At 66.7% G+C, this 20,019-nt stretch carries 18 protein-coding genes; 11 read left to right on the plus strand and 7 right to left on the minus strand.

What is annotated here, in order from left to right:
- Positions 1 to 36 precede the first annotated feature (36 nt).
- Positions 37 to 888, plus strand: a complete 852-nt coding sequence (locus AC1RRP_RS02570; RefSeq protein WP_493032946.1) for a symmetrical bis(5'-nucleosyl)-tetraphosphatase — start codon at positions 37 to 39, stop codon at positions 886 to 888.
- On the opposite strand, the gene AC1RRP_RS02575 is transcribed toward AC1RRP_RS02570, so the two are convergent.
- Complete coding sequence (locus AC1RRP_RS02575) at positions 885 to 2,321, minus strand: DEAD/DEAH box helicase (protein ID WP_493033428.1); 1,437 nt, start codon at positions 2,319 to 2,321, stop codon at positions 885 to 887. The genes AC1RRP_RS02570 and AC1RRP_RS02575 overlap by 4 nt on opposite strands.
- 190 nt (positions 2,322 to 2,511) lie before the next feature.
- On the opposite strand from AC1RRP_RS02575, the gene AC1RRP_RS02580 reads away from it, so the two are divergent.
- A complete protein-coding gene (locus AC1RRP_RS02580) occupies positions 2,512 to 3,420 on the plus strand; it encodes a delta(1)-pyrroline-2-carboxylate reductase family protein (protein WP_493032948.1) in 909 nt (302 codons plus the stop codon).
- A 20-nt stretch (positions 3,421 to 3,440) separates the two neighbouring features.
- Here the strand turns inward: AC1RRP_RS02580 and AC1RRP_RS02585 are convergent, their stop codons facing one another.
- The 3 genes from AC1RRP_RS02585 to AC1RRP_RS02595 all read right to left on the minus strand — a co-directional run bounded on the left by AC1RRP_RS02585 (position 3,441) and on the right by AC1RRP_RS02595 (position 6,058).
- On the minus strand, positions 3,441 to 4,409 hold the full coding sequence (locus AC1RRP_RS02585; protein ID WP_493032950.1) for a lysozyme inhibitor LprI family protein: 969 nt from the start codon (positions 4,407 to 4,409) through the stop codon (positions 3,441 to 3,443).
- A gap of 31 nt (positions 4,410 to 4,440) precedes the next feature.
- A complete protein-coding gene (gene dcd / locus AC1RRP_RS02590) occupies positions 4,441 to 5,016 on the minus strand; it encodes a dCTP deaminase (protein WP_493032952.1) in 576 nt (191 codons plus the stop codon).
- 133 nt (positions 5,017 to 5,149) lie between these two features.
- Positions 5,150 to 6,058 (minus strand): LysR family transcriptional regulator, encoded by a 909-nt coding sequence (locus AC1RRP_RS02595; protein WP_493032954.1) that lies wholly within the window; start codon positions 6,056 to 6,058, stop codon positions 5,150 to 5,152.
- 100 nt (positions 6,059 to 6,158) lie between these two features.
- On the opposite strand from AC1RRP_RS02595, the gene AC1RRP_RS02600 reads away from it, so the two are divergent.
- The 7 genes from AC1RRP_RS02600 (at position 6,159) to AC1RRP_RS02630 (ending at position 15,028) form a co-directional block, all read left to right on the plus strand.
- Complete coding sequence (locus tag AC1RRP_RS02600; RefSeq protein ID WP_493032956.1) at positions 6,159 to 8,324, plus strand: thiamine pyrophosphate-dependent enzyme; 2,166 nt, start codon at positions 6,159 to 6,161, stop codon at positions 8,322 to 8,324.
- 507 nt (positions 8,325 to 8,831) lie between these two features.
- Entirely contained in the window at positions 8,832 to 10,430 is a 1,599-nt protein-coding gene (locus AC1RRP_RS02605) for an indolepyruvate oxidoreductase subunit beta family protein (protein ID WP_493032958.1), read from the plus strand.
- Between the two features lie 106 nt (positions 10,431 to 10,536).
- Positions 10,537 to 11,577: a TRAP transporter substrate-binding protein gene (locus AC1RRP_RS02610; protein ID WP_493032960.1), complete on the plus strand. Its 1,041-nt coding sequence runs from the start codon at positions 10,537 to 10,539 to the stop codon at positions 11,575 to 11,577.
- 63 nt (positions 11,578 to 11,640) lie between these two features.
- A complete protein-coding gene (locus AC1RRP_RS02615) occupies positions 11,641 to 12,153 on the plus strand; it encodes a TRAP transporter small permease (protein WP_493032962.1) in 513 nt (170 codons plus the stop codon).
- 10 nt (positions 12,154 to 12,163) lie between these two features.
- Positions 12,164 to 13,465: a TRAP transporter large permease gene (locus AC1RRP_RS02620; RefSeq protein WP_493032964.1), complete on the plus strand. Its 1,302-nt coding sequence runs from the start codon at positions 12,164 to 12,166 to the stop codon at positions 13,463 to 13,465.
- Positions 13,466 to 13,522: 57 nt separating this feature from the next.
- Positions 13,523 to 14,518, plus strand: coding sequence for a Bug family tripartite tricarboxylate transporter substrate binding protein (locus AC1RRP_RS02625; RefSeq protein ID WP_493032966.1), 996 nt, complete (start codon positions 13,523 to 13,525; stop codon positions 14,516 to 14,518).
- Positions 14,519 to 14,575: 57 nt separating this feature from the next.
- The gene (locus tag AC1RRP_RS02630; RefSeq protein WP_493032968.1) at positions 14,576 to 15,028 is read left to right on the plus strand and encodes an acyl-CoA thioesterase; all 453 of its coding nucleotides are present in this window, start codon (positions 14,576 to 14,578) and stop codon (positions 15,026 to 15,028) included.
- A gap of 103 nt (positions 15,029 to 15,131) precedes the next feature.
- Here the strand turns inward: AC1RRP_RS02630 and AC1RRP_RS02635 are convergent, their stop codons facing one another.
- Positions 15,132 to 15,755, minus strand: coding sequence for a Crp/Fnr family transcriptional regulator (locus tag AC1RRP_RS02635; RefSeq protein ID WP_493032970.1), 624 nt, complete (start codon positions 15,753 to 15,755; stop codon positions 15,132 to 15,134).
- A gap of 68 nt (positions 15,756 to 15,823) precedes the next feature.
- Entirely contained in the window at positions 15,824 to 17,140 is a 1,317-nt protein-coding gene (locus tag AC1RRP_RS02640) for a glycerate kinase type-2 family protein (RefSeq protein WP_493032972.1), read from the minus strand.
- 141 nt (positions 17,141 to 17,281) lie between these two features.
- Between AC1RRP_RS02640 and AC1RRP_RS02645 the strand changes: the two genes are divergently transcribed.
- Complete coding sequence (locus AC1RRP_RS02645) at positions 17,282 to 18,259, plus strand: Bug family tripartite tricarboxylate transporter substrate binding protein (RefSeq protein ID WP_493032974.1); 978 nt, start codon at positions 17,282 to 17,284, stop codon at positions 18,257 to 18,259.
- Positions 18,260 to 18,430: 171 nt separating this feature from the next.
- Positions 18,431 to 19,018: a hypothetical protein gene (locus AC1RRP_RS02650; RefSeq protein WP_493032976.1), complete on the plus strand. Its 588-nt coding sequence runs from the start codon at positions 18,431 to 18,433 to the stop codon at positions 19,016 to 19,018.
- Positions 19,019 to 19,022: 4 nt separating this feature from the next.
- Here AC1RRP_RS02650 and AC1RRP_RS02655 read toward each other — a convergent pair whose 3' ends face one another.
- On the minus strand, positions 19,023 to 19,937 hold the full coding sequence (locus tag AC1RRP_RS02655) for a LysR family transcriptional regulator (RefSeq protein ID WP_493032978.1): 915 nt from the start codon (positions 19,935 to 19,937) through the stop codon (positions 19,023 to 19,025).
- Between the last annotated feature and the right edge of the window lie 82 nt (positions 19,938 to 20,019).

Here is a 20,019-nt window from a genome sequence, read left to right on the forward strand (position 1 = left end):
AATGCGAAAATTCCTGTCACTCCACAGAAACACCCCATGGCCCATTACCTGATCGGCGACGTGCAGGGCTGCGACGCCGCCCTGCAGCGCCTGCTGGAGACGATCGCCTTCTCGCCCAGTCGCGATACGCTCTGGTTGCTGGGCGATCTGGTCAACCGCGGGCCGGATTCGGCCGGCGTGCTGCGCCGCCTCATGGGCTATGGCCCAGCGGCGCGCTGCCTGCTGGGCAACCATGACCTGCACCTGCTGGCCATCGCTAGCGGCGTGCGGCCGCCGCACCGCAGCGACACCATCGCCGACGTGCTGAACGCCCCCGACCGCCCCGCCCTGCTGGACTGGCTGCGCCGCCAGCCCCTGGCGCTGCGGGAGACCTTCGACGGCGAGGAGATCCTGATGGTGCACGCCGGCGTGCTGCCTTCCTGGAGTGCTACCAAAACAGTAGCGCTTGCGGGGGAGTTGGAAACCGTGCTGCGCGGCCCCGATCTGCCGGCTTTCCTGCACCGCATGTACGGCAACGAACCGGCGCGCTGGGACGACAGCCTGCAGGGCGACGCGCGGCTGCGCGTGATCGTCAACGCGCTGACGCGGTTGCGCTTCTGCACGGCGGACGGGGAGATGGAGTTCGCCAGCAAGGAGGGGGCGCAGGGCGCTCCGGCCGGCTATCGGCCCTGGTTCGAGGTGCCGGGACGACAGACGGCGGACATCACCGTGGCCTTCGGCCACTGGTCCACGCTGGGCTGGTTGAATCGGCCCGATGTGCTGGCCCTGGACACGGGCTGTGTCTGGGGCGGTTGCCTCAGTGCTGTGCGCCTGGGGCCCGCCCGTGGGCACGAACTGGTCCAGGTGAAGTGCGAGGCCGCGCAGACGCCCGGCCCGCGCGCTGACTAGCTCGACGTTTCTTCCGTCTTGTTGAACAGCGCCGCCACCTTGCGCTTGGGCCGGATATTGGCCGACACCACACGGCCGGCGGGCTTGGCCACCGCTTCCCACGGCGCCGGCTCGGCCACGACCTGTGGTGCCTCGTAGGGCTGGTTGAAGAAGGGGTCCTGCGGCGGAGCCGAGGGGCGACGGCTTTCGCGCGGCGCTGTGCGGCGTTCACCGCGCGGCTCAATGCGTTCTTCGGTCTGCTCGTAGAGGCGACGGCCTTCGTTGAAACGGCCCTGGCGGCGGATATCGGGTTTGTCCTCGTCGTACTCGACGGGCTCCAGCTCGATCTTGGTCTTGATCAGCTTCTCGATGTCGGCCACCAGGCGGGCATCCTTGGGCGAGACGAAGCTCACCGCCAGGCCCGAGGCACCGGCACGGCCGGTGCGGCCGATGCGGTGCACATAGTCTTCGGCATTGAAGGGCACGTCGAAATTGAACACCGCCGGAACGTCCTTGATGTCCAGGCCGCGCGCGGCCACGTCGGTGCAGACCAGCAGGTCGACCTCGCCCTTCTTGAAGGCGTCCAGGGCCTTGAGACGCTCGTCCTGGCTCTTGTCGCCATGCAGCGCCGTGGTCTTGAGGCCTTCACGCTCCAGCGAACGCGCCAGGCGGGCACAGCCCAGCTTGCTGTTCACGAAGACGAAGGCCTGCTTCATGCCGCGCTGGCGCAGGATCTGGTGCAGGGCGTGGCGTTTGTCGTCGTCGCCCACGCTGTAGAAATGCTGCTCCACCGTGGAGGCCGTGGCGTTGGAGCGCGCCACCTCGATGGTCACCGGGTCCTGCAGGTAGCTGTTGGCCAGGCGCTTGATCTCGGGCGAGAAGGTGGCGGAAAACAGCAGCGTGGTGCGCTGCTTGGGCAGGTAGGACAGGATGCGCTGCAGGTCCGGCAGGAAGCCGATGTCCAGCATGCGGTCCGCCTCGTCCAGCACCACGTACTCGACCTGGTTGAGCACGGCGTTCTTGGCCTCGATGTGGTCCAGCAGGCGGCCCGGCGTGGCGACCAGCACCTCGACGCCCTTCTTGAGCTCCAGGGTCTGGGGTTTCATGTCCATGCCACCGAACACCACCGCACTGCGCAGGTTGGTGTACTTGGCATAGAGCTTGACCTGCTGCGCGACCTGGTCAGCCAGCTCGCGCGTGGGCAGCAGCACCAGGGCGCGCACCGGGTGGCGAGCGGGCGAGGTGGAGGCGTTTTCGTGCTTCAGCATGCGCTGCAACAGGGGCAGCGAGAAGGCCGCGGTCTTGCCGGTGCCGGTCTGGGCGGCGCCCATCACGTCGCGGCCCTGCAGCACCACGGGGATGGCCTGGGCCTGGATCGGGGTCATGGACTCGTAACCCATCTCCGACACGGCGCGGGCCAGCGGAGCGGCCAGTTGCAGCTGGGCAAAGGCCATGATGGGGGTGTCGGCAGTGAGTTCGTTCGAAGTCACGGGAGCGGTGGGCAGTTCAGTATTCAAATCGGTCTGGCATAGCCATCTGGTTGCTATCTAACCGATAGCGGGCCACCCCTGCATCCAAGGGCAAACCCCGATTATCCCTGATATCCCGTTTCAGGGCCATCCGCGCCGGCTACAGTGCCTCCTTATGCCCGAGACCCTGCTCAGCCCGGCCCGGACCGCCGAACGCCTGCCCTACCCCGCCCTGGCCGCCGAAATCGCCGCCCTGCTGCGGGATCCGGCCGTCCGAGTCCCCGCGCGCCTGGTCCAGCCCCTGCCCCAGGGCGGCAGCCTCTTCGTGATGCCGGCCCTGGACGAGCGTCTGGCCATCACCAAGCTCATCACCTACACCCCCGCCAATGCCGGCACCGGCCGCCCCGCCATCCAGGGCGACGTGGTGGTGTTCGATATCGCCACCGGCGAGCGCCGCCTGGTGCTGGACGGCCCCACGGTCACGGCCCGCCGCACGGCTGCCGTCTCGCTGCTGGCCGCGCAGACCCTGGCGCCAAACCCAAACGGGCCGCTGCTCATCATCGGTGCCGGCGTACAAGGCCGAGCCCATCTGGAAGCCTTTGCGGCCGGCCTGGGTGTGCAAGAGGTGTTCATCGCCTCGCGCAGCAGCGCCAGCGCCGAAGCCCTGGCCACCCATGCCCGCACGCTGGGGCTCCAAGCCGAAGTGACCGCCAACCCCAATGCCGCCCTGGCCGACTGCCCGCTGGTCGTCACCTGCACCCCGGCCAGCCGCGTGGTGCTGCGGGCTGAACCGCGGCCCGATGCCTTCATCGCGGCGGTCGGCGCCTTCACGCCGCGCATGGTGGAACTGGCGCCCGAACTCTGCCGCCACTTGGCGGAACTCGGAACGGTGGTGGTGGACACCCGCGACGCCGACCACGAGGCCGGCGACCTGCTGCAGGCCGGGCTGGACGTGAGCCGCTTTGCGACCCTGCAGGACATGCTGAGGTCAAAGAAAAACCGGCCGCCAGGGCCGGTGTTGTTCAAGAGCTGCGGCGGGGCCGGCTGGGACCTGGCTGCGGCGCGGCTGGCCGTGCCGGTGTGAGAACGTAGAGATGCAGGTTTTCACCTCTGTTGCAGCGAGTGCCAAGCGCACTGAAACGGAGATTTGAACCACCGCTTCTGCTTGTTGTAGACCCAAGCCGTGATGCTTACCCCTGCTTCTTCAAAATTTTGGACATCGATTACAAGATATTCACCCCGGAACCGGACCAAGGCATTGATGCTCCCATCCGCATAGCCATTCCAACCGCCCGGGCTTTCTGGCGCCACAGGAGTGGTTCCCTCGTGCTGGCAAGTTTCTAAATTGACCCGTGCGTATTGCGCAGCAGGGGCTTGTGGATGGCAATCCGGTTCCTGCCCATAGAGGTATTCCTCCAGCCCATTGCCGGGCTTACCATCCATATCCAGTCGGTACAGACGAAAACGTCGGACGCCCACCCCGCAAAGTCCAAAGGACGACTCGCCACGTGGCCTTTCGTCTCGGTAGCAGGCTTCATACTTGGCCAGACCGGGATGGTCAGGATTGTCGGTACGGAGCCCCGGTTCGATATAGGCAATCTCGGAACTGTTAGCTTGCAAAGCCTTGAAAAGGCCGCTGCAAAAGGAGGGGGCGCTGGTGTGAGTTAGTTTGTACGAGAATTTTCCTAACGCGACCTGTACACGTGCTGCTTTTGCTGCTTCCGTCTCGCCCTGAAGCTCCTCTGACTTATCAACCATCTGTTGCGTCGCATCACCCTTGGTTGACAGAACATGCAATCGCACTTGGTAAGACCGCTTTACACAAGCCGGATCAACACACCGATTGCGAGCCCGTATCCATCGCTTCTGCGCTGACCGGATGACCTCAGCCCGTTTCTGATCCGTTAGTGCAGCTTTATAGGCTTCCGCCAGCACCTCGTCGAGGCTAGACAAACCTGCATCAGAGCAGATGATCTTTTCAATCTCTGTCTGCGCCTTCTCGCAGTCAAAGCTGGCGGCACTGCTTACACCTTGCGCCACCATTAGCACCAGGGACGTCAGAAAAGATTTCATTGCTCTATCTCTGACAGTTCAGCGAGACCGATCAGGTCTTCGGCAGCGTCACCCCGCGCTGCCCCTGGTACTTGCCGCCGCGGTCCTTGTAGCTGGTCTCGCAGACGTCGTCCTTGTCGCTCTCGAAAAACAGCACCTGGGCGCAGCCCTCTCCCGCGTAGATCTTGGCGGGCAGGGGCGTGGTGTTGGAGAACTCCAGCGTGACATACCCTTCCCACTCGGGCTCGAAGGGGGTGACGTTGACGATGATGCCGCAACGTGCGTAGGTGCTCTTGCCCAGGCAGATGGTCAGCACGTTGCGCGGGATGCGGAAGTACTCCATGGTGCGCGCCAGCGCGAAACTGTTGGGCGGAATGACACAGACGTCGCTCTCGATGTCCACAAAGCTCTTCTCGTCGAAGTTCTTCGGGTCCACCACCGTGCTGTAGATGTTGGTGAAGACCTTGAACTCGGGCGCACAGCGGATGTCGTAGCCATAGCTGCTGGTGCCGTAGCTCACGATCTTGTGGCCGGCGGCGTCCTGCCGGATCTGGCCCGGCTCGAAGGGCTCGATCATGCCGTGCTGCTCGGCCATGCGGCGGATCCATTTGTCGCTCTTGATGCTCATGGTGGTTTTTCCTGGGAATCGGGCAATTGTAGGGAGTCCAACGGGCTCGCCGCCGCCGGGCCGCTCCCAAGGCGGCGACGGCACCCTCGGGGGGCAGCGGCTACACGTAGTGAGCAAGCGTGGGGGTCAACATTCAAGCAGCCGTGAACAGCTCGACCAGCGTGTCACGCAGCCAGCGGTTGGCCGGGTCGGTCTCGAAACGGCGGCTCCAGTGCAGCGAGACCGTGAAGTCGCGCAAGGGAAAGGGCGGCTCGATCAGGGTGTAGCCGCCGCCGGCGGCGAAGCCCTGGGCGATGTTGCGCGGCATCACCACGGCCAGGTCGGTGGCCCCCACGATGGCCGGCAGCACCATGAAGTGCTCGGCCGTCAGGCGCACCCGGTCTTCGAGCTTGAGCAGTTGCAGGATGCGCAGCGTGTCCGAGTGGGTGCGCCCGGCCACGAATTCCAGCTCTTGCAACGACTCCAGCAGGCCCTTGCCCCTGCGCCGGCGCGCCGCCGCGGCAAAGGGATGGCCGGCGCGCAGCATGACGATGTAACGGTCCTGCAGCAGCTGCACGCGCTGCGTTTCCTTCACGGTGGGCAGGAAACCGAAGGCGAAGTCGACCTGTCCGCTGTCCAGCGCATCGGCAATGCCGGCGGCGGGCACGGGCAGGGTCTCGATGCGCACGCCGGGGGCGCGCTCGCGCAGGGCCACCATGAGGTCGGGCAGGAAACGGCCTTCGCCGATGTCGCTCATGTGGATGCGGAAGGTCTTGTTCGACAGCAGCGGGTCGAACTGCGCCGCCTCGCCCAGGGCCTGCTCCAGCGTGGCCAGGGCACTGCGCACGGCCGGCGCCAGGCGCTCGGCGCGCGGCGTGGGCAACACGCCGCCCGCGGCGCGCATGAAGAGCGGATCGTTCAGCAGCAGGCGCAGGCGGGTCAGGCCCTGGCTCACGGCCGGCTGGGTCAGGCCCAGCATCTCGGCGGCCCGGCCGACCTTGCGCGCGCGGTAGACCGCGTCGAACACGCGCAGCAGGTTCAGGTCCAGATCCTTGATATGCATATATCTAATAAACGATAGTCACATTATTTTATTGATGAATGACCGTCCTGGCGCCACACTCACGCGCTGCCCCCCCCCAATAAAACATCGAGGACGACACGTGGAAGTTTCATTCAGCCAGGAAATCAAGTCGCTGGCGCTGGGCCAGGGCCAGACCTTTCATGGCGAGGGCATCCTGGCCATCACCAAGGGCCTCCTGCAGTCCGGCGTGGCCTATGTGGGCGGTTACCAGGGCGCGCCGGTGTCGCACCTGCTGGACGTGATGGTGCAGGCCAAGCCCTATATGGACGAACTCGGCGTGCACGTCGAAGCCTGTTCCAACGAGGCATCGGCCGCCGCCATGCTGGGCGCCTCCATCCATTACCCCTTGCGCGGTGCCGTGACCTGGAAGTCCATCGTCGGCACCAACGTCGCGGCCGACGCACTGTCCAACCTCTCGTCCCCGGGCGTCACGGGCGGCGTGCTCATCGTGGTGGGTGAGGACTATGGCGAGGGCGCCAGCGTGATCCAGGAACGCACCCACGCCTACGCGCTCAAGTCCGGCATGGTGCTGCTCGACCCGCGGCCCGAGCTGGGCCGCATGGTCGACATGGTGGAGCATGGCTTTGCCCTGTCCGAGGCGTCCAATATGCCGGCCATCCTGGAACTGCGCATCCGCGCCTGCCATGTGCGAGGCAGCTTCCAGGCCAAGGACAACCGCATCTCCAAGGTGTCCACGCGCGACCTGATGGAAGAACCGGCCAGCTTCAACTACGAACGCCTGGCCCATCCTCCCGTGACCTTTCGCCACGAGAAACTCAAGAGCGAGCAGCGCGTGCCGGCGGCGCGCCAGTACATCCGCGAGCACCAGCTCAACGAATTGTTCACCGGCAAGCACAGCGATCTGGGCATCGTGGTGCAGGGGGGCCTGTACAACACGCTGATCCGCACCCTGCAGCAGTTCGGCCTGGCCGATGCCTTTGGCCAGACCGACATCCCGCTGCTGGTGCTCAACGTCACCTACCCCCTGGTGCCCGAGGAGCTCAGCGCGTTCTGCATCGGCAAACGCGCCGTGCTCATGGTGGAAGAAGGCCAGCCCGAGTACATCGAGCAGGAACTGGCCACGATGCTGCGCCGCGCCGACATCCAGACGCCCCTGCACGGCAAGGACATGCTGGCCCTGGCCGGCGAGTACTCGGCCGAGGTGATGGCCGGCGGCCTGGAAAAATTCCTGCGCCGCTACCGCTCCGAGTTGTTGCCCGGCACCGTGCCGCAGTGGCTGCAGGGCAACCGCGACCGCCGCGCCGCCATCGCCGCCGAGATCACCAAAAACAGCGGCCAGCCCCTGCCGGCCCGCCCGCCGGGCATGTGCATAGGCTGCCCGGAGCGGCCGGTCTTCTCGGCGCTCAAGCTCGCGCAGGAACAGGTGGGCCAGGTGCACATCGCAGGCGACATCGGCTGCCACGCCCTGGCCACCTTCGAGCCCTTCTCCTTCGGCCATTCCATCCTGGGCTATGGCATGAGCCTGGCCAGCCGCGCGGGTGTCTCGCCCATGATGAACCGGCGCGTGCTTTCGGTCATGGGCGACGGCGGCTTCTGGCACAACGGCCTGCTGACCGGCGTGCAGAGCGCACTCTTCAACGGCGACGACGCCGTGCTGCTGATCTTCAAGAACGGCTACACCTCGGCCACCGGCACGCAGGACATCATCTCCACGCCTGGCGACGCGGCCAAGAACGACGCCAGCGACAAGCGCGCCAGCGTGGTCCACACCAACCAGACCATCGAGACCACGCTCAAGGGCCTGGGCGTGCAGTGGCTGCGTACCGTCACCACCTACGAGGTCGAGCACGTGCGCCGCACGCTGATCGACGCCTTCACCTCCGACTTCAACGGCCTCAAGGTCATCATCGCCGAGGGCGAATGCCAGCTGGAACGGCAGCGGCGCATCAAACCCTGGCTGGCTGGCCTGCTGAAAAAGGGCAAGCGCGTGGAACGGGTGAAGTACGGGGTGGATGAGGATGTCTGCAACGGCGACCATGCCTGCATTCGGCTGTCGGGCTGCCCCACGCTGACGCTCAAGGACAACCCGGATCCGCTGAAGGTGGATCCTGTGGCCACCGTGATCGACGGTTGTGTGGGGTGTGGGCTCTGTGGGGCCAATGCGCATGCGGCAACTTTGTGTCCCTCGTTCTACCGGGCGGAGGTGGTGCAGAACCCTTCCTGGTATGAGCGCTTGTTGGATTCGGTGCGGCGGTCTGTGGTTCGGGTTTTGCAACCGGCTTGAGGTTTTTGTGTTCCTCAACCTTTTCTTTCCCCCCACTCTCCCCCCCGCCCCTCTCTGCCCCCCGCCGGGGGCAGAGAGGGGAGCCTTGATTTGGTTGCGTCGCGCCGGCTACGCTTCTACGACGCGAACCGTCGCCTCTGCTTCTTCTTTCCCCGACTGGCGAGCCTGCGGTCGTAGAGAACTCACACAGCCCGGCGCGCCACGGCTGGCGGCTGTGCCGGCCAGTGACGAAACCAGGAGCACCTGTCTCGTGCACAGCCGGTCGCGTAGCGACCGCTGTCGTTGGCACACCCAAGCCTCACCATTTACTACGACCACAGGCCAGCAATGCCGGCCCGCAAACCACGGTGGCGACGCCTCGCTCCATAGAAGCCTGTCCAAAACACCAACCACCAAATCCAGGCCCCCCTCTCTGCCCCCGGCGGGGGGCGGAGAGGGGCGGGGGGGAGAGTGGGGGGAGAAAAGGTCTCTCCCTATCCAGCGCCTCACGCAGAAGAAACAAGACACATGAACCAACAACCCATCTCCCTCCTCCTCTGCGCCCTCGGCGGCGAAGGCGGCGGCGTGCTCACCGAATGGCTGGTCGAGACCGCCCGCCATGCCGGCTACCCCGTGCAGGCCACCTCCATTCCGGGCGTAGCGCAGCGCACCGGCGCCACGACCTACTACCTTGAGGTCTTTCCCGTCCCGATGGCCCAGCTCGGCGGGCAGCGCCCGGTGCTGGGCCTCTACCCCATGCCGGGTCGGCTCGATGGCCTGGTGTCGAGCGAGCTGCTGGAGACCGTGCGCCAGATCAGCCTGGGCCACGCCAGCAGCGACCGCACCCTGGTGCTGAGCTCCACGGCGCGCGCGCTCACCACCATGGAAAAGATGCAGATGGGCGACGGCCGGCGCGATGCGCAGGGGCTGCTGAGCCTGATTGCCGCCCACAGCCGCGCCCACCACGTGCTGGAAATGGCCGAGCTCACGCGCCAGGCCGGCACCATCGTCAGCGCCGTGATGCTGGGCTGCATCGCGGCCAGCGGCCTGCTGCCCATGGGCCGCGCCGAGTACGAAGCCATCCTGAAGGACAGCGGCGGCAGCGCCCAGGCCAGCCTGCGTGGTTTCGCCCTGGGCTTCGACGCCGTGCACGCGCAGCGCACGCAAGCGCAATTCATCGAACAGGTGCTGGCGCCCAAGCCGGCCGCCCCCGTCGCTCCGGCGGCCGCAGCGCCGGCCCTGCCCACGACCGTGGCCGCGCTGTTCCCCGCCGTGCTGCACGAGATCATCGCCCTGGGCCATGCGCGCCTGGTCGAGTACCAGAACGTCGCCTATGCACAACGCTACGTCGAGCGCCTGCAGCAGGTGCTGGCCGCTGAGCGCGCCAGCGACCCGCAGGGCACGCGCGGCTGGGCCGTCACACGCGAGATGGCGCGCTGGCTGGCGCTGTGGATGGCGTTTGACGACATCATCCGTGTGGCCGACCTCAAGAGCCGCGCCAGCCGCTGGGCACGGGTGCAGGGCGAGGTCAAGGCCGGCGAAGCCGACCTGCTCAAGCTCTACGACCACTTCAAGCCCGGCGCGCCCGAGTTCGCCGCCCTGCTGCCCACGGGTCTGGCGCAGCGTGTGCTGGCCTGGGACCGCAAGCGCGTGCTGGCCGGCAAGAGCCCCTGGGCCCTGCCGCTGAAGATCGGCACCCATTCGGTTTCCGGCATGCTGGCCTTGCGTGGTCTGGCCATGCTGCGCGCACTGCGTCCCCTGGGCAGCCGCTATGCTGCCGAGCAGGCCTTGATCGAGTTGTGGCTGGGCGCCGTGGTGACTTGCACGCAGCGCCACTGGGCCAGCGGCCACGAGGTCGCTTTGTGTGGCCGCCTGATCAAGGGCTACGGCAGCACCAACGAGCGCGGCAAGGACAACCTGCTGCATGTGGTGAGGCACCTGTCCACCGCCGACCACTTTGCCAGCGATGACACGCGCGCCGCCGCCATTGCGGCTGCCCGCCAGGCGGCCCTTGCCGACGACGACGGCAAGGCATTGGACCGCGCCCTGCTGCAACATGGTGCACCGGTCCGTCCCGTGAAGGAACAGCCGATCCGCTGGATGCGGCGCCGTCCCGGCCAGGCATGAGTCGGCCGTCGCAGGCAGTGAATACGCTCATATACAAGGGACCGGACGGGCTGTACATTGATCCGGTCGAAATGATCTCAACCACCATAAAGAGGAGACCCCGCGTATGCAACAGTCCACCAAAGCACTGACCCGCCTGGCGGCGGCCTGCGCCACCGCCCTGCTGCTGGCAGCAGCCCCGGTACAGGCCCAGGACAAGCCGGTGATGTTCCGTTTCTCCAGCTGGGTGCCGGCACAGCACCCCCTGAACCCGTCGCTCATCGCCTGGGGCGAGAGCATGAAAGCCGCCTCGGGCGGCACGCTCACGGCCACCATGTTCCCGGCCCAGCAGCTGGGCAAGGCCTTCGACCACTACGACATGGCGCGTGACGGCATCGCCGACTTCGCCTATGTGAACCCCGGCTACCAGCCGGGCCGCTTCCCGGTCTTCGCCGCATCATCCCTGCCCTTCCTCATCGCCAACGGCAAGGGCGGCTCGGCCGCCGTCGACGCCTGGTACCGCAACTACGCGGCCAAGGAAATGAAGGACGTGAAGTTCTGCTTCGCCTTCGTGCACGATCCGGGCACCTTCCACTCGCGCAAGAAGATCGTGCTGCCCACCGACATCAAGGGCATGAAGATCCGCCCGGCGCACGAGGGCATTGGTCGCATGGTCACGCTGCTGGGCGGCACCAATGTGCAGTCCTCGGCACCTGAAGTGCGCGAGATCATCGAGCGCGGCGTGGCCGACGCGGTGACCTTCCCCTGGGGTTCGATCCCGCTGTTCGGCATCGACAAGGTCGTCAAGTACCACATGGACGTGCCGCTGTACGTGACGCCTTTCGTCTGGGTCATGAACCAGTCCAAGTACAACGCCCTGTCGACCGCGCAGAAGAAGGTCGTGGACGACCATTGCACCACCGAATGGGCCGAAAAGGTGGCCAGCCAGTGGGCCGATTTCGAATACGGCGGTCACGCCAAGCTCGGCGCCCTGCCCGACCACGAGGTCTACAAGCTGACCCCGGCCCAGCTCGACGCCTGGAAGAAGGCCGTGGCCCCGGTGGAATCCGAATGGGCCAAGGACCTGAAGGACAAGACCGGCCAGGACCCCAAGGCCGTGCTGGACGGCCTGAAGCAGCAACTCGTCAAGTACAAGGCTTCGATGTGACCGACCCGGGCGGTGCCGCAGGGCATCGCCCGGTTCCTGCTTTTCCCGTTACTGGAGCCTCGCGTGAAGCGCAATTCTATGGATCGTGTCATCGACACGATCGAGTGGCTGGCGGCGATCTTCGTCGGCATCGTTGCCCTCAATATCTTTCTTGCCGTCATCCTGCGCAAGTTCTTCGACACCTCGATCCCCGACGCCTATGACTTTGGCTCGCTGCTGCTGGGCATCCTGATCTTCTGGGGCATCGCCGCCACCAGTTACCGCGGCACCCACATCACCGTAGATCTGCTGTGGACCTCGGGCAACGCACGCACCCGGCGCTGGATCGACATCTTCGCCACGCTGGTGCTGCTCTTCGTGGTGATCGTCCAGACCTACACCCTGTTTGACAAGGTGCTGGTCACCTACCGTGACCACGTGCTCACCTACGACCTGCACCTGCCGACCTGGCCCTTCTTCGCGGTGGCCTGGCTGGGCGACCTCGCGGCGGTACTCCTGATCGGCATCCGCACCTGGCGCCTGATCTTCCAGCCCGATCTGATCGAAGACCACCCCGAACAACACACCAGCGAATGAGGCTCCCGTCTTGAATACCGATCTCGTGGCCGGCATCGGCTTTGTCGTCCTCTTCGTTCTCATGCTGCTGCGCGTGCCCGTGGGCATGGCCATGGGCCTGGTGGGCGTCACCGGTTATGGCTACATCGTGGGCATGGACCCCGCACTCAAGATGGTGGGGCAGACCACCATGCGCACCGTGACCGACCAGAGCTTCGCGGTCATCCCCATGTTCATGCTCATGGGCGCCTTCGTCTCCATCTCCGGCGTGAGCCGCGAACTGTTCCGCGCCGCCAACGCCTTCATGGGCCACCTGCGCGGCGGGCTGGGCGTCGCCACGGTGCTGGCCTGCGGCGGTTTCGCCGCCATCTGCGGCTCCTCGGTCGCCACGGCGGCCACCTTCTCCAAGGTGGCCTACCCGGAGATGCGCCGCTACAACTACCCCAAGTCCTTCGCCACCGGCGTGATCGCCGCCGGCGGCACGCTGGGCATCATGATCCCGCCGTCCACGGTGCTGGCGGTCTACGCCATCCTGACACAGCAGGACATCGGCAAGCTCTTCATGGCTGGCGTCGTACCTGGCCTGCTGGCCATCATGATGTACATCCTGACGATCTCGCTGATCGTCATGGCCAGGCCCGATTTCCTGCCGGGCGGCGAGCGCAAGTCCTGGAGCGAGCGCCTGGCCAGCCTGAAGGACGTGTGGGCGCCGCTGGCCCTGTTCGTCTTCGTCATCGGCGGCCTCTACGGCGGCCTGTTCACGCCCTCGGAAGCCGGTGGCATGGGCGCGGCAGGCGCCTTCATCCTGGGCGTGGTGCGCCGCCGCCTGAACCTGGCGCAGATTCGCGAGGCCTTGCTGGAGGCAACCCGAACCTCGGCCGCGGTGTTCACCGTACTGATCGGCGCGCTGCTGTTCGGCTACTTCCTGACCATCACGCAGACGCCGCAGAAGGTCACCGAGTTCCTCACCGGCCTGGGCCTGGGCCGTTATGCCCTGCTGGCCATCATCATGGGCATGTACCTGGTGCTGGGCTGCCTGATGGATGCCATGGCCATGATCATCCTGACCGTGCCCATCATCTACCCCCTGATCCTGCAGCTGGGCTTCGACCCGATCTGGTTCGGCGTCATCATCGTGATGACGGTGGAGCTCGGGCTGATCCATCCACCGGTGGGGATGAACGTCTTCGTGATCAAGAGCGTGGTGCAGGACGTGACCTTCACCGAGATTTTCCGCGGCGTGCTGCCCTTCATAGGTATCGACCTGCTGCGCCTGCTGATCCTGATCGCCTTCCCGGCCATCGCCCTGTGGCTGCCCACCCGCATGGGTTAAGGTCCTTGCCGCGAAATCGAGGCCCGATCCCGACCGAATACCAATTGGAGCAACATCATGAAGTCCATCCTGTCACTTTGCACCCTGAGCCGACGCACCCTGCTGGCAGCACTGCTGGCCACCGCCGGCGGCCTGCCGCTGGCCCATGCGCAAAGCTATCCCGCCAAACCGGTCAAGGTCATCGTCACCTTCCCACCCGGCGGCGTGGCCGACGTCCTGGCCCGCCTGGTGGCTGCGCCGCTGCAAGACGCTCTGGGCCAGCCCGTGGTGGTTGAGAACCGCGCCGGCTCGGGCGGCAACATCGGCGGAGACGTGGTTGCCAAGTCACCCGCCGACGGCTACACCCTGCTGATGAGTTCGGGCGGCCTGGTGTCGGTGAACCCGCACATCTACGACAAGATGCCCTTCGACCCCGCCAAGAACCTGACGCCGGTGGCCTCGGTCGCGCGCGTCGCGGTGTTCCTGGTCGTCAAGCCAGCGCTACCAGTGGCCAACGCCCGGGAACTCGTGTCCTACCTGAAGGCCAATCCGGGCAGGCTGTCCTACGGCACACCGGGCAACGGCAGTTCGCCGCACCTCGCCACCGAAATGTTCAAGAGCATGACCAACACCTTCGCCGTGCACGTGCCCTACCGCGGCGCGGCCCCTGCGCTCAACGACTTGCTGGCCGGCCAGATCGACTTCGCCTTCGACCCGGGCATCGCCCTGCCGCATGTACGCGCGAACCGGCTCAAGCTGCTGGCCATCGGCAGCCCCAAGCGCTCACCGCTGTTCCCCGAGGTGCCCACCGTGGACGAGGCCACCGGCCTCAAAGGCTTCGATGCCGACAGCTATTTCGGCTTCTACGCCCCGGCTGGCACACCGGCCGCCGTGATCACGCGCCTGAACACCGAGATCAACAAGATCCTGGGCAGCCAGTCCACCAAGGACCGCATTGCCGCCCTGGGTGGCGAAGCCGCAGCGATGAGCCCGCAACAGTTCGCCGCCAAGGCCACGGACGACTCCCAGCGTTTCGGCGCCCTCATCCGCGCTCGCGGTATCAAGGGCGACTGAGCCCCGAGCTGCATCCGGCCCCTCCCCGTGGAGGGGGCCATTTTTTTGTTCCCCACCATGACCGACACCACGCCCCCCCAGCCCCGCACCGTCGTCTACACGCAGCGCGTCGAGTTCGGCGACTGCGACCCCGCGCGCATCGTCTGGTTCCCCAACTTCTTCCGCTGGATCGACGCCGCGTCGCGCCACTTCTTCCTGCACTGCGGTGTGCCGCCATGGCACGAGACCGAGAAGACCAGCGGGCTGATCGGCACGCCGCTGGTGGACACCCATGCGCGCTTCGTCAAGACCGCCAGCTATGGCGACACGCTGCAGATCCACGTGCACGTATCCGAATGGCGCGACAAGAGCTTCGTGCAGCGCTACCAGATCAAGCGCGAGAACACCGACGGCTCCGTGGACCTGATCATGGAATGCGACGAGGTGCGCATCTTTGCCGCGCACCGCCAGGACGGTAAGGGCATACGTGCCATCCCGATCCCGGCCGATATCAAGGCCTTGTGCTCCTGAAATAGCGAGAAACGGCTCAGTCGCCGCCGGGCCGCCCCAAGGCGACTGCAGCCCCCTCGGGGGCAGCGAGTACACGAAGTGAGAGAGCGTGGGGGCCCTGATGCTAGACGCCGGCCAGCACCCGCAGGCCACCAGGGTCCAGCAGATTGAGCACACGGCCGGTGCCGCTGATCAGGCTGCGCTCGCGCAGATGGCGCAACACACGCGACAGCGTCTCCGGTGCGATCCCCAGCTGGGCGGCAATCAGGCGTTTGCGCTGTTCCAGGGGCACGGCCAGTGCCCCCTTCTCGCCGGGCTGGGCATGGCGCAACAACCATTCGGCGCAACGCGCCTCGGCATCCTTGGCCAGCCGGCTCACGGCCAGTTCGGTCTGGCGCCGATGCGCCGTGGCCACGTCCTGCAAGACTGTGCGTGCCGCCACCGGCATGGCGCCCAGCGACTGGCGAAAACGCGCCAGCGGAATACGGCGCAACACCACCTCGGTTTCCGCCACGGCGTCCACGACGCTGGGCAGTCCCAGCACGGCGGCGGTGGCCTCCAGCCAGAACGGCCCCTGGATCTCGCCGAGCTGATGTGCCAGGACGTCACCTTCCATCACACCCAGCGCCACGCGACCGGACTCCACATACATCACAGCGGTGGGTGTGCTGCCGCGCTTGAGCAACACGCCACCCGCCGCAGCCTTGCGGCGTTCGGCACTGGCGTCCATGAATTCGGGGGGCAACATGGGAGCCACTGTGCCGCCCCGCGGCGGCACCGACCTTGAGCCAAGTCAAAGACCGCGCAGTTGGATGTTCAGAGAACCAGCAGGGCGCGGAAATCGTTCACATTGGTATGGGTCGGCCCGGTCACCACCAGATCGCCCAGCGGCTGGAAATAGCCGTAGGCGTCGTTGCGGTCCAGGTAACGCTCCACCTTCATGCCCAGCGCCTGGGCGCGCGCCAGCGTGCCGGGTTCCACCCAGGCACCGGCGTTCTCTTCCATGCCGTCAATGCCGTCGGTGTCGGCCGCCAGGGCCCAGACACCGGCCTGGCCCTGCAGCGCCAGCGCCAAGCCCAGGCAGAACTCGCCGGCGCGGCCACCCTTGCCGCGCTGCTCGCCCGCGGGCACCGGACGCACCGTGACCGTGGTCTCGCCGCCGCTGAGGATGACGCAGGGTCTGGCAAAAGGCTGGCCATGCTGCGCCACCGCGCGCGCCAGGGCCGCGTGCACCTTGCCCACCTCGCGCGACTCGCCCTCCATTTCGTCGCTGAGGATGTAGGCCTGCAAACCGGCGGCACGCGCCGCCGCCGCCGCCGCTTCCAGCGATTGCCGCGGCGTGGCGATCATATTGACCTGATGCCCCTGGAAGATGGGGCCGCCTGGCTTGGGCGTTTCCAGCGCGCCCTGTTCAAGCGCGGCCAGCAGCGGGGCCGGTACCTCGATCCGGTAACGCTGCAGGATCGCCAGCGCGTCGGCGCAGGTCGTTGCATCCGGCACGGTGGGGCCGCTGGCGATGATCGAGGGGTCGTCGCCCGGCACGTCGCTGATGGTCAGCGTCACCACCTGGGCCGGCGCACAGGCCGCAGCCAGGCGCCCGCCCTTGATGCGCGAGAGGTGCTTGCGCACGCAGTTCATCTCGCCGATGTTGGCGCCGCTGGCCAGCAGCGCCTTGTTGATGCGCTGCTTGTCCTCCAGCGTCAGGCCCTCGGCCGGCAGCGTGAGCAGGGCCGAACCGCCGCCCGAGATCAGGCACAGCACCAGATCGTCCTTCGTCAGGCCCTGCACCAGTTGCAGGATGCGCTGCGAAGCCGCCAGGCCGGCCGCATCGGGCACCGGGTGCGAGGCCTCGACCACCTCGATGCGCTGCGGCAGGCCCGTAGGGCGCGGCGGCGTGTGGTGGTAACGCGTGACGACCAGGCCCGAGAGCGGAGCGTCGGCCGGCCACAGGGCCTCGACGGCCTGCGCCATGGCGCCGCCGGCCTTGCCGGCGCCGATGACCACGGTGCGGCCTTTGGGCGGCGCGGGCAGGTGCGCTGCCGTGTTGTGCAGCGGCAGGGCGCGCCGCACGGCGGCCTGGTAAAGGTGTGTGAGGAACTCGCGTGGCTGGACGCGCGGATCGGGGTGGCTCATTCAGTGGGTCTCCAGCCGACATTGTGACGTCGTAACCCGGCGGTAACCCGTCGCCGCACGATTCCCGGCCACACGGAGCAGATACTTTGCATGCGTACTAAACTGCGCAAAATTCCTTCCAGAAAACCGAGAGAGACAAACATGACCCCACGCCGCCCGACCCTGCGCACCCTGGCCCTGCTGGCCGCCACCAGCTTGCTGGCCACCCTGGCCGCTGCCCAGAGCTACCCCGCCAAGCCCGTCACCCTGGTGGTGCCCAACCCGCCCGGCGGTTTCGTCGACGCCTCGGCCCGCCTGCTGAGCGAACCGCTTTCGCGTGTGCTCGGCCAGTCGGTCGTGGTGGACAACAAGGGCGGCGGCAGCGGCAATGTGGCCTACGGCCTGGTGGCGCGCGCCAACCCCGACGGCTACACCCTGCTGACCTCCTACTCGGCCTACCACGTGGGCAACCCCGCCCTCAGCCCCAAGCTGCCCTGGGCACAGAAGGACCTGGCCCCGGTGGCATTGGTCACGGTGGCCACCAACGTGATTGCCGTGCACCCCTCGGTGCCGGCGAACAACCTCAAGGAGTTCATCGCCTACCTCAAGGCCAACCCGGGCAAGCTGAGCTATGCCTCGCAAGGCAACGGTTCGCTCTCGCACATCGGCACCGAGATGTTCAAGGGCCAGACGCGCACCAGCATGGTCCACATCCCCTACCGCGGCTCCGGCCCGGCGGTGCAGGACGTGCTGGCCGGCCAGGTGCAGGTCTTCATCACGACGCCGCCCTCGGTCATGGGCCATATCCAGGCCGGCAAGCTCAAGGGCCTGGCGGTGGCCGGCAAGGCACGCCACCCCGGCATTCCCAATGTGCCCACCACCGACGAGGCCGGCCTCAAGGGCTTCGAGCTCGAAGCCTGGGTCGGCATCTTCGCACCGGCCGGCACGCCGCCCGAGGTGATCGCCAAGCTCAGCAGCAGCATCAAGCAGGCCATGGAGCAGGCCGAGACGAAGACGCGGGCCAACGCGGCCGGCATCGAGATCCGCTACATGCCGCCCGAGGCGCTCGACGCGCTGGTCAAGCGCGAGACCGTGTTCTGGGCCAAGACCATCCGCGAGGGCGGCATCACGGCCGACTGAAACACGCCAGCGCTGTTGCACCCGGGGCACACATCCGGGGCGCAGGGGCCGGAAAACCGGCGCCCGTGGCCCGGAATTTGTAACAGTTGCTGACATTTGTGGCACAGTAGGCACATCACTGCCTGCAGGCCGGACCCCGTTGGGACAACAGGTCCGGCCGACCCCTAGCCCATGAGCCAGAACCTTCGCTTTCGCCCCTTCCTGTTCATTGCCGGCGCCCTGGTGCTGACGGCCCTGGTGGCAGGTTGCGCCACCGCCCCCGCGCCCCGTGCCAGTGTCGCGCCGCCTGCCCCGGTGATCGCCCTGCCGCAAGCCCTGCCGCCCATGGGCCCGGTGTCCAGCGCCGACACCGTCATTGACTACCGCCTGGACGCGGCCTACCACCTCTACGACAAGAACAACAGCCGCATCTTCAAGGGCGTGATGCCGCACTTCCTCTACGCCATCGGCGTGCTGGAACTGCAGGTGGACAGCCGCGGCAACCTGCAGTCGCTGAACTGGATGCGCGCGCCCGAGCATGCCCCCGAGGTCATGGCCGAGATCGAGCGCACGGTACGCCAGGCCGCCCCCTTCCCGGCGCCGGTGCGCATGGGCAGCGCGACCTACATCGAAACCTGGCTGTGGGATGCCAGCGGCAACTTCCAGCTGCACACCCTGAGCGAAGGCCAGGGCCCGAGGAACCAGCCGCGCCGCGCCATGCCGCCGAACCCGAATACCGTGCGACTGGTGTCCGGCCCCTCGGCAGCGGGCAACCAGTAAGCGCCTAGGCCTTCGGTAAATCGTCCCACCAGCGCTCGCCCAGGCGCGACTGCAAGTAGGCGATGAAGGCCAGCACCTTGCCCGGCACCAGCTTCGGGCTGGGAAACACCGCGTGGATCTCCTGCTCCGGCAGCGTGTGCCCGCGCAACACCTCCACCACATGACCGGATTTCAGCGAGTAGCTGGCCACGTAGTGCGGCATGGCTGCGATCCCGAAGCCGTTGCGCGCCGCCGCCAGCACCGCCGACAGGTTGTTGGAACGCAGCCGCCCGGCCACCGGCACGGTGATGGTCTCCCCCTTGGGGGTGGTCATGCGCCAGACGTCATCGCCCAGCACGCTGCTGTAGATCAGGGCCGGATGCCGGCTCAGGTCGACGGCCTGTTTGGGCACCCCCTGCTTGCGCAGGTATTTGGGTGAGGCCACCATGAGCCAGGGGTTCACGCCCAGGAAGCGCGCGCCCAGCGTGGAATCGGCCAGCTTGCCCATGCGGATGGCCACGTCGATGCCGTTGGCGACCAGGTCGATGTAACGGTCCTCGAAGCTCAGGTCGATCTGTACCTGCGGGTGCTTGGCCATGAAGTCCAGCGCCAGCGGCGTCACCACACGCCGCCCGAAGGCCACCGAAGTGCCGATGCGCAGCAGGCCCTGGGCCTGGGTCTGGCGCAGGCGCACGATGTTGTCGGCCTCGTCCGACTCGCGCACGATGACCTTGCATTTCTCGTAATACAGCGCGCCCGATTCGGTGACGCTCACGCCGCGCGTGTTGCGGTTGAGCAGGCGCACCTTGAGCCGCTCCTCGATCGCCGCGACCAGCTTGGTCACGGTGGGCTGGGTGATGGCGAACTCCTTGGCCGCCTTCGAGAAGCTGCCGGTCTCCACCACCCGTACGTACACCTCCATCGCATGCAATCGATCCATGACTGGCGCCTTAGTTATTCCGATATGGAATAGATGTTATGGACTCCAGCCGTCTTCCGCAAGTGCCCGGGAATTTTTACAG

The sequence above is a fragment of the Hylemonella sp. GW821-FHT12C09 genome (assembly GCF_058807395.1).

Coding starts and splice junctions, on each gene's coding strand:
- AC1RRP_RS02630 (WP_493032968.1), top strand. CDS start 14,576: ATGACCGACACCACGCCCCCCCAGCCCCGCACCGTCGTCTACACGCAG.
- AC1RRP_RS02640 (WP_493032972.1), bottom strand. CDS start 17,140: ATGAGCCACCCCGATCCGCGCGTCCAGCCACGCGAGTTCCTCACACAC.
- dcd (WP_493032952.1), bottom strand. CDS start 5,016: ATGAGCATCAAGAGCGACAAATGGATCCGCCGCATGGCCGAGCAGCAC.
- AC1RRP_RS02605 (WP_493032958.1), top strand. CDS start 8,832: ATGAACCAACAACCCATCTCCCTCCTCCTCTGCGCCCTCGGCGGCGAA.
- AC1RRP_RS02610 (WP_493032960.1), top strand. CDS start 10,537: ATGCAACAGTCCACCAAAGCACTGACCCGCCTGGCGGCGGCCTGCGCC.
- AC1RRP_RS02645 (WP_493032974.1), top strand. CDS start 17,282: ATGACCCCACGCCGCCCGACCCTGCGCACCCTGGCCCTGCTGGCCGCC.
- AC1RRP_RS02585 (WP_493032950.1), bottom strand. CDS start 4,409: ATGAAATCTTTTCTGACGTCCCTGGTGCTAATGGTGGCGCAAGGTGTA.
- AC1RRP_RS02570 (WP_493032946.1), top strand. CDS start 37: ATGGCCCATTACCTGATCGGCGACGTGCAGGGCTGCGACGCCGCCCTG.
- AC1RRP_RS02650 (WP_493032976.1), top strand. CDS start 18,431: ATGAGCCAGAACCTTCGCTTTCGCCCCTTCCTGTTCATTGCCGGCGCC.
- AC1RRP_RS02625 (WP_493032966.1), top strand. CDS start 13,523: ATGAAGTCCATCCTGTCACTTTGCACCCTGAGCCGACGCACCCTGCTG.
- AC1RRP_RS02595 (WP_493032954.1), bottom strand. CDS start 6,058: ATGCATATCAAGGATCTGGACCTGAACCTGCTGCGCGTGTTCGACGCG.
- AC1RRP_RS02575 (WP_493033428.1), bottom strand. CDS start 2,321: ATGGCCTTTGCCCAGCTGCAACTGGCCGCTCCGCTGGCCCGCGCCGTG.
- AC1RRP_RS02580 (WP_493032948.1), top strand. CDS start 2,512: ATGCCCGAGACCCTGCTCAGCCCGGCCCGGACCGCCGAACGCCTGCCC.
- AC1RRP_RS02635 (WP_493032970.1), bottom strand. CDS start 15,755: ATGTTGCCCCCCGAATTCATGGACGCCAGTGCCGAACGCCGCAAGGCT.
- AC1RRP_RS02655 (WP_493032978.1), bottom strand. CDS start 19,937: ATGGATCGATTGCATGCGATGGAGGTGTACGTACGGGTGGTGGAGACC.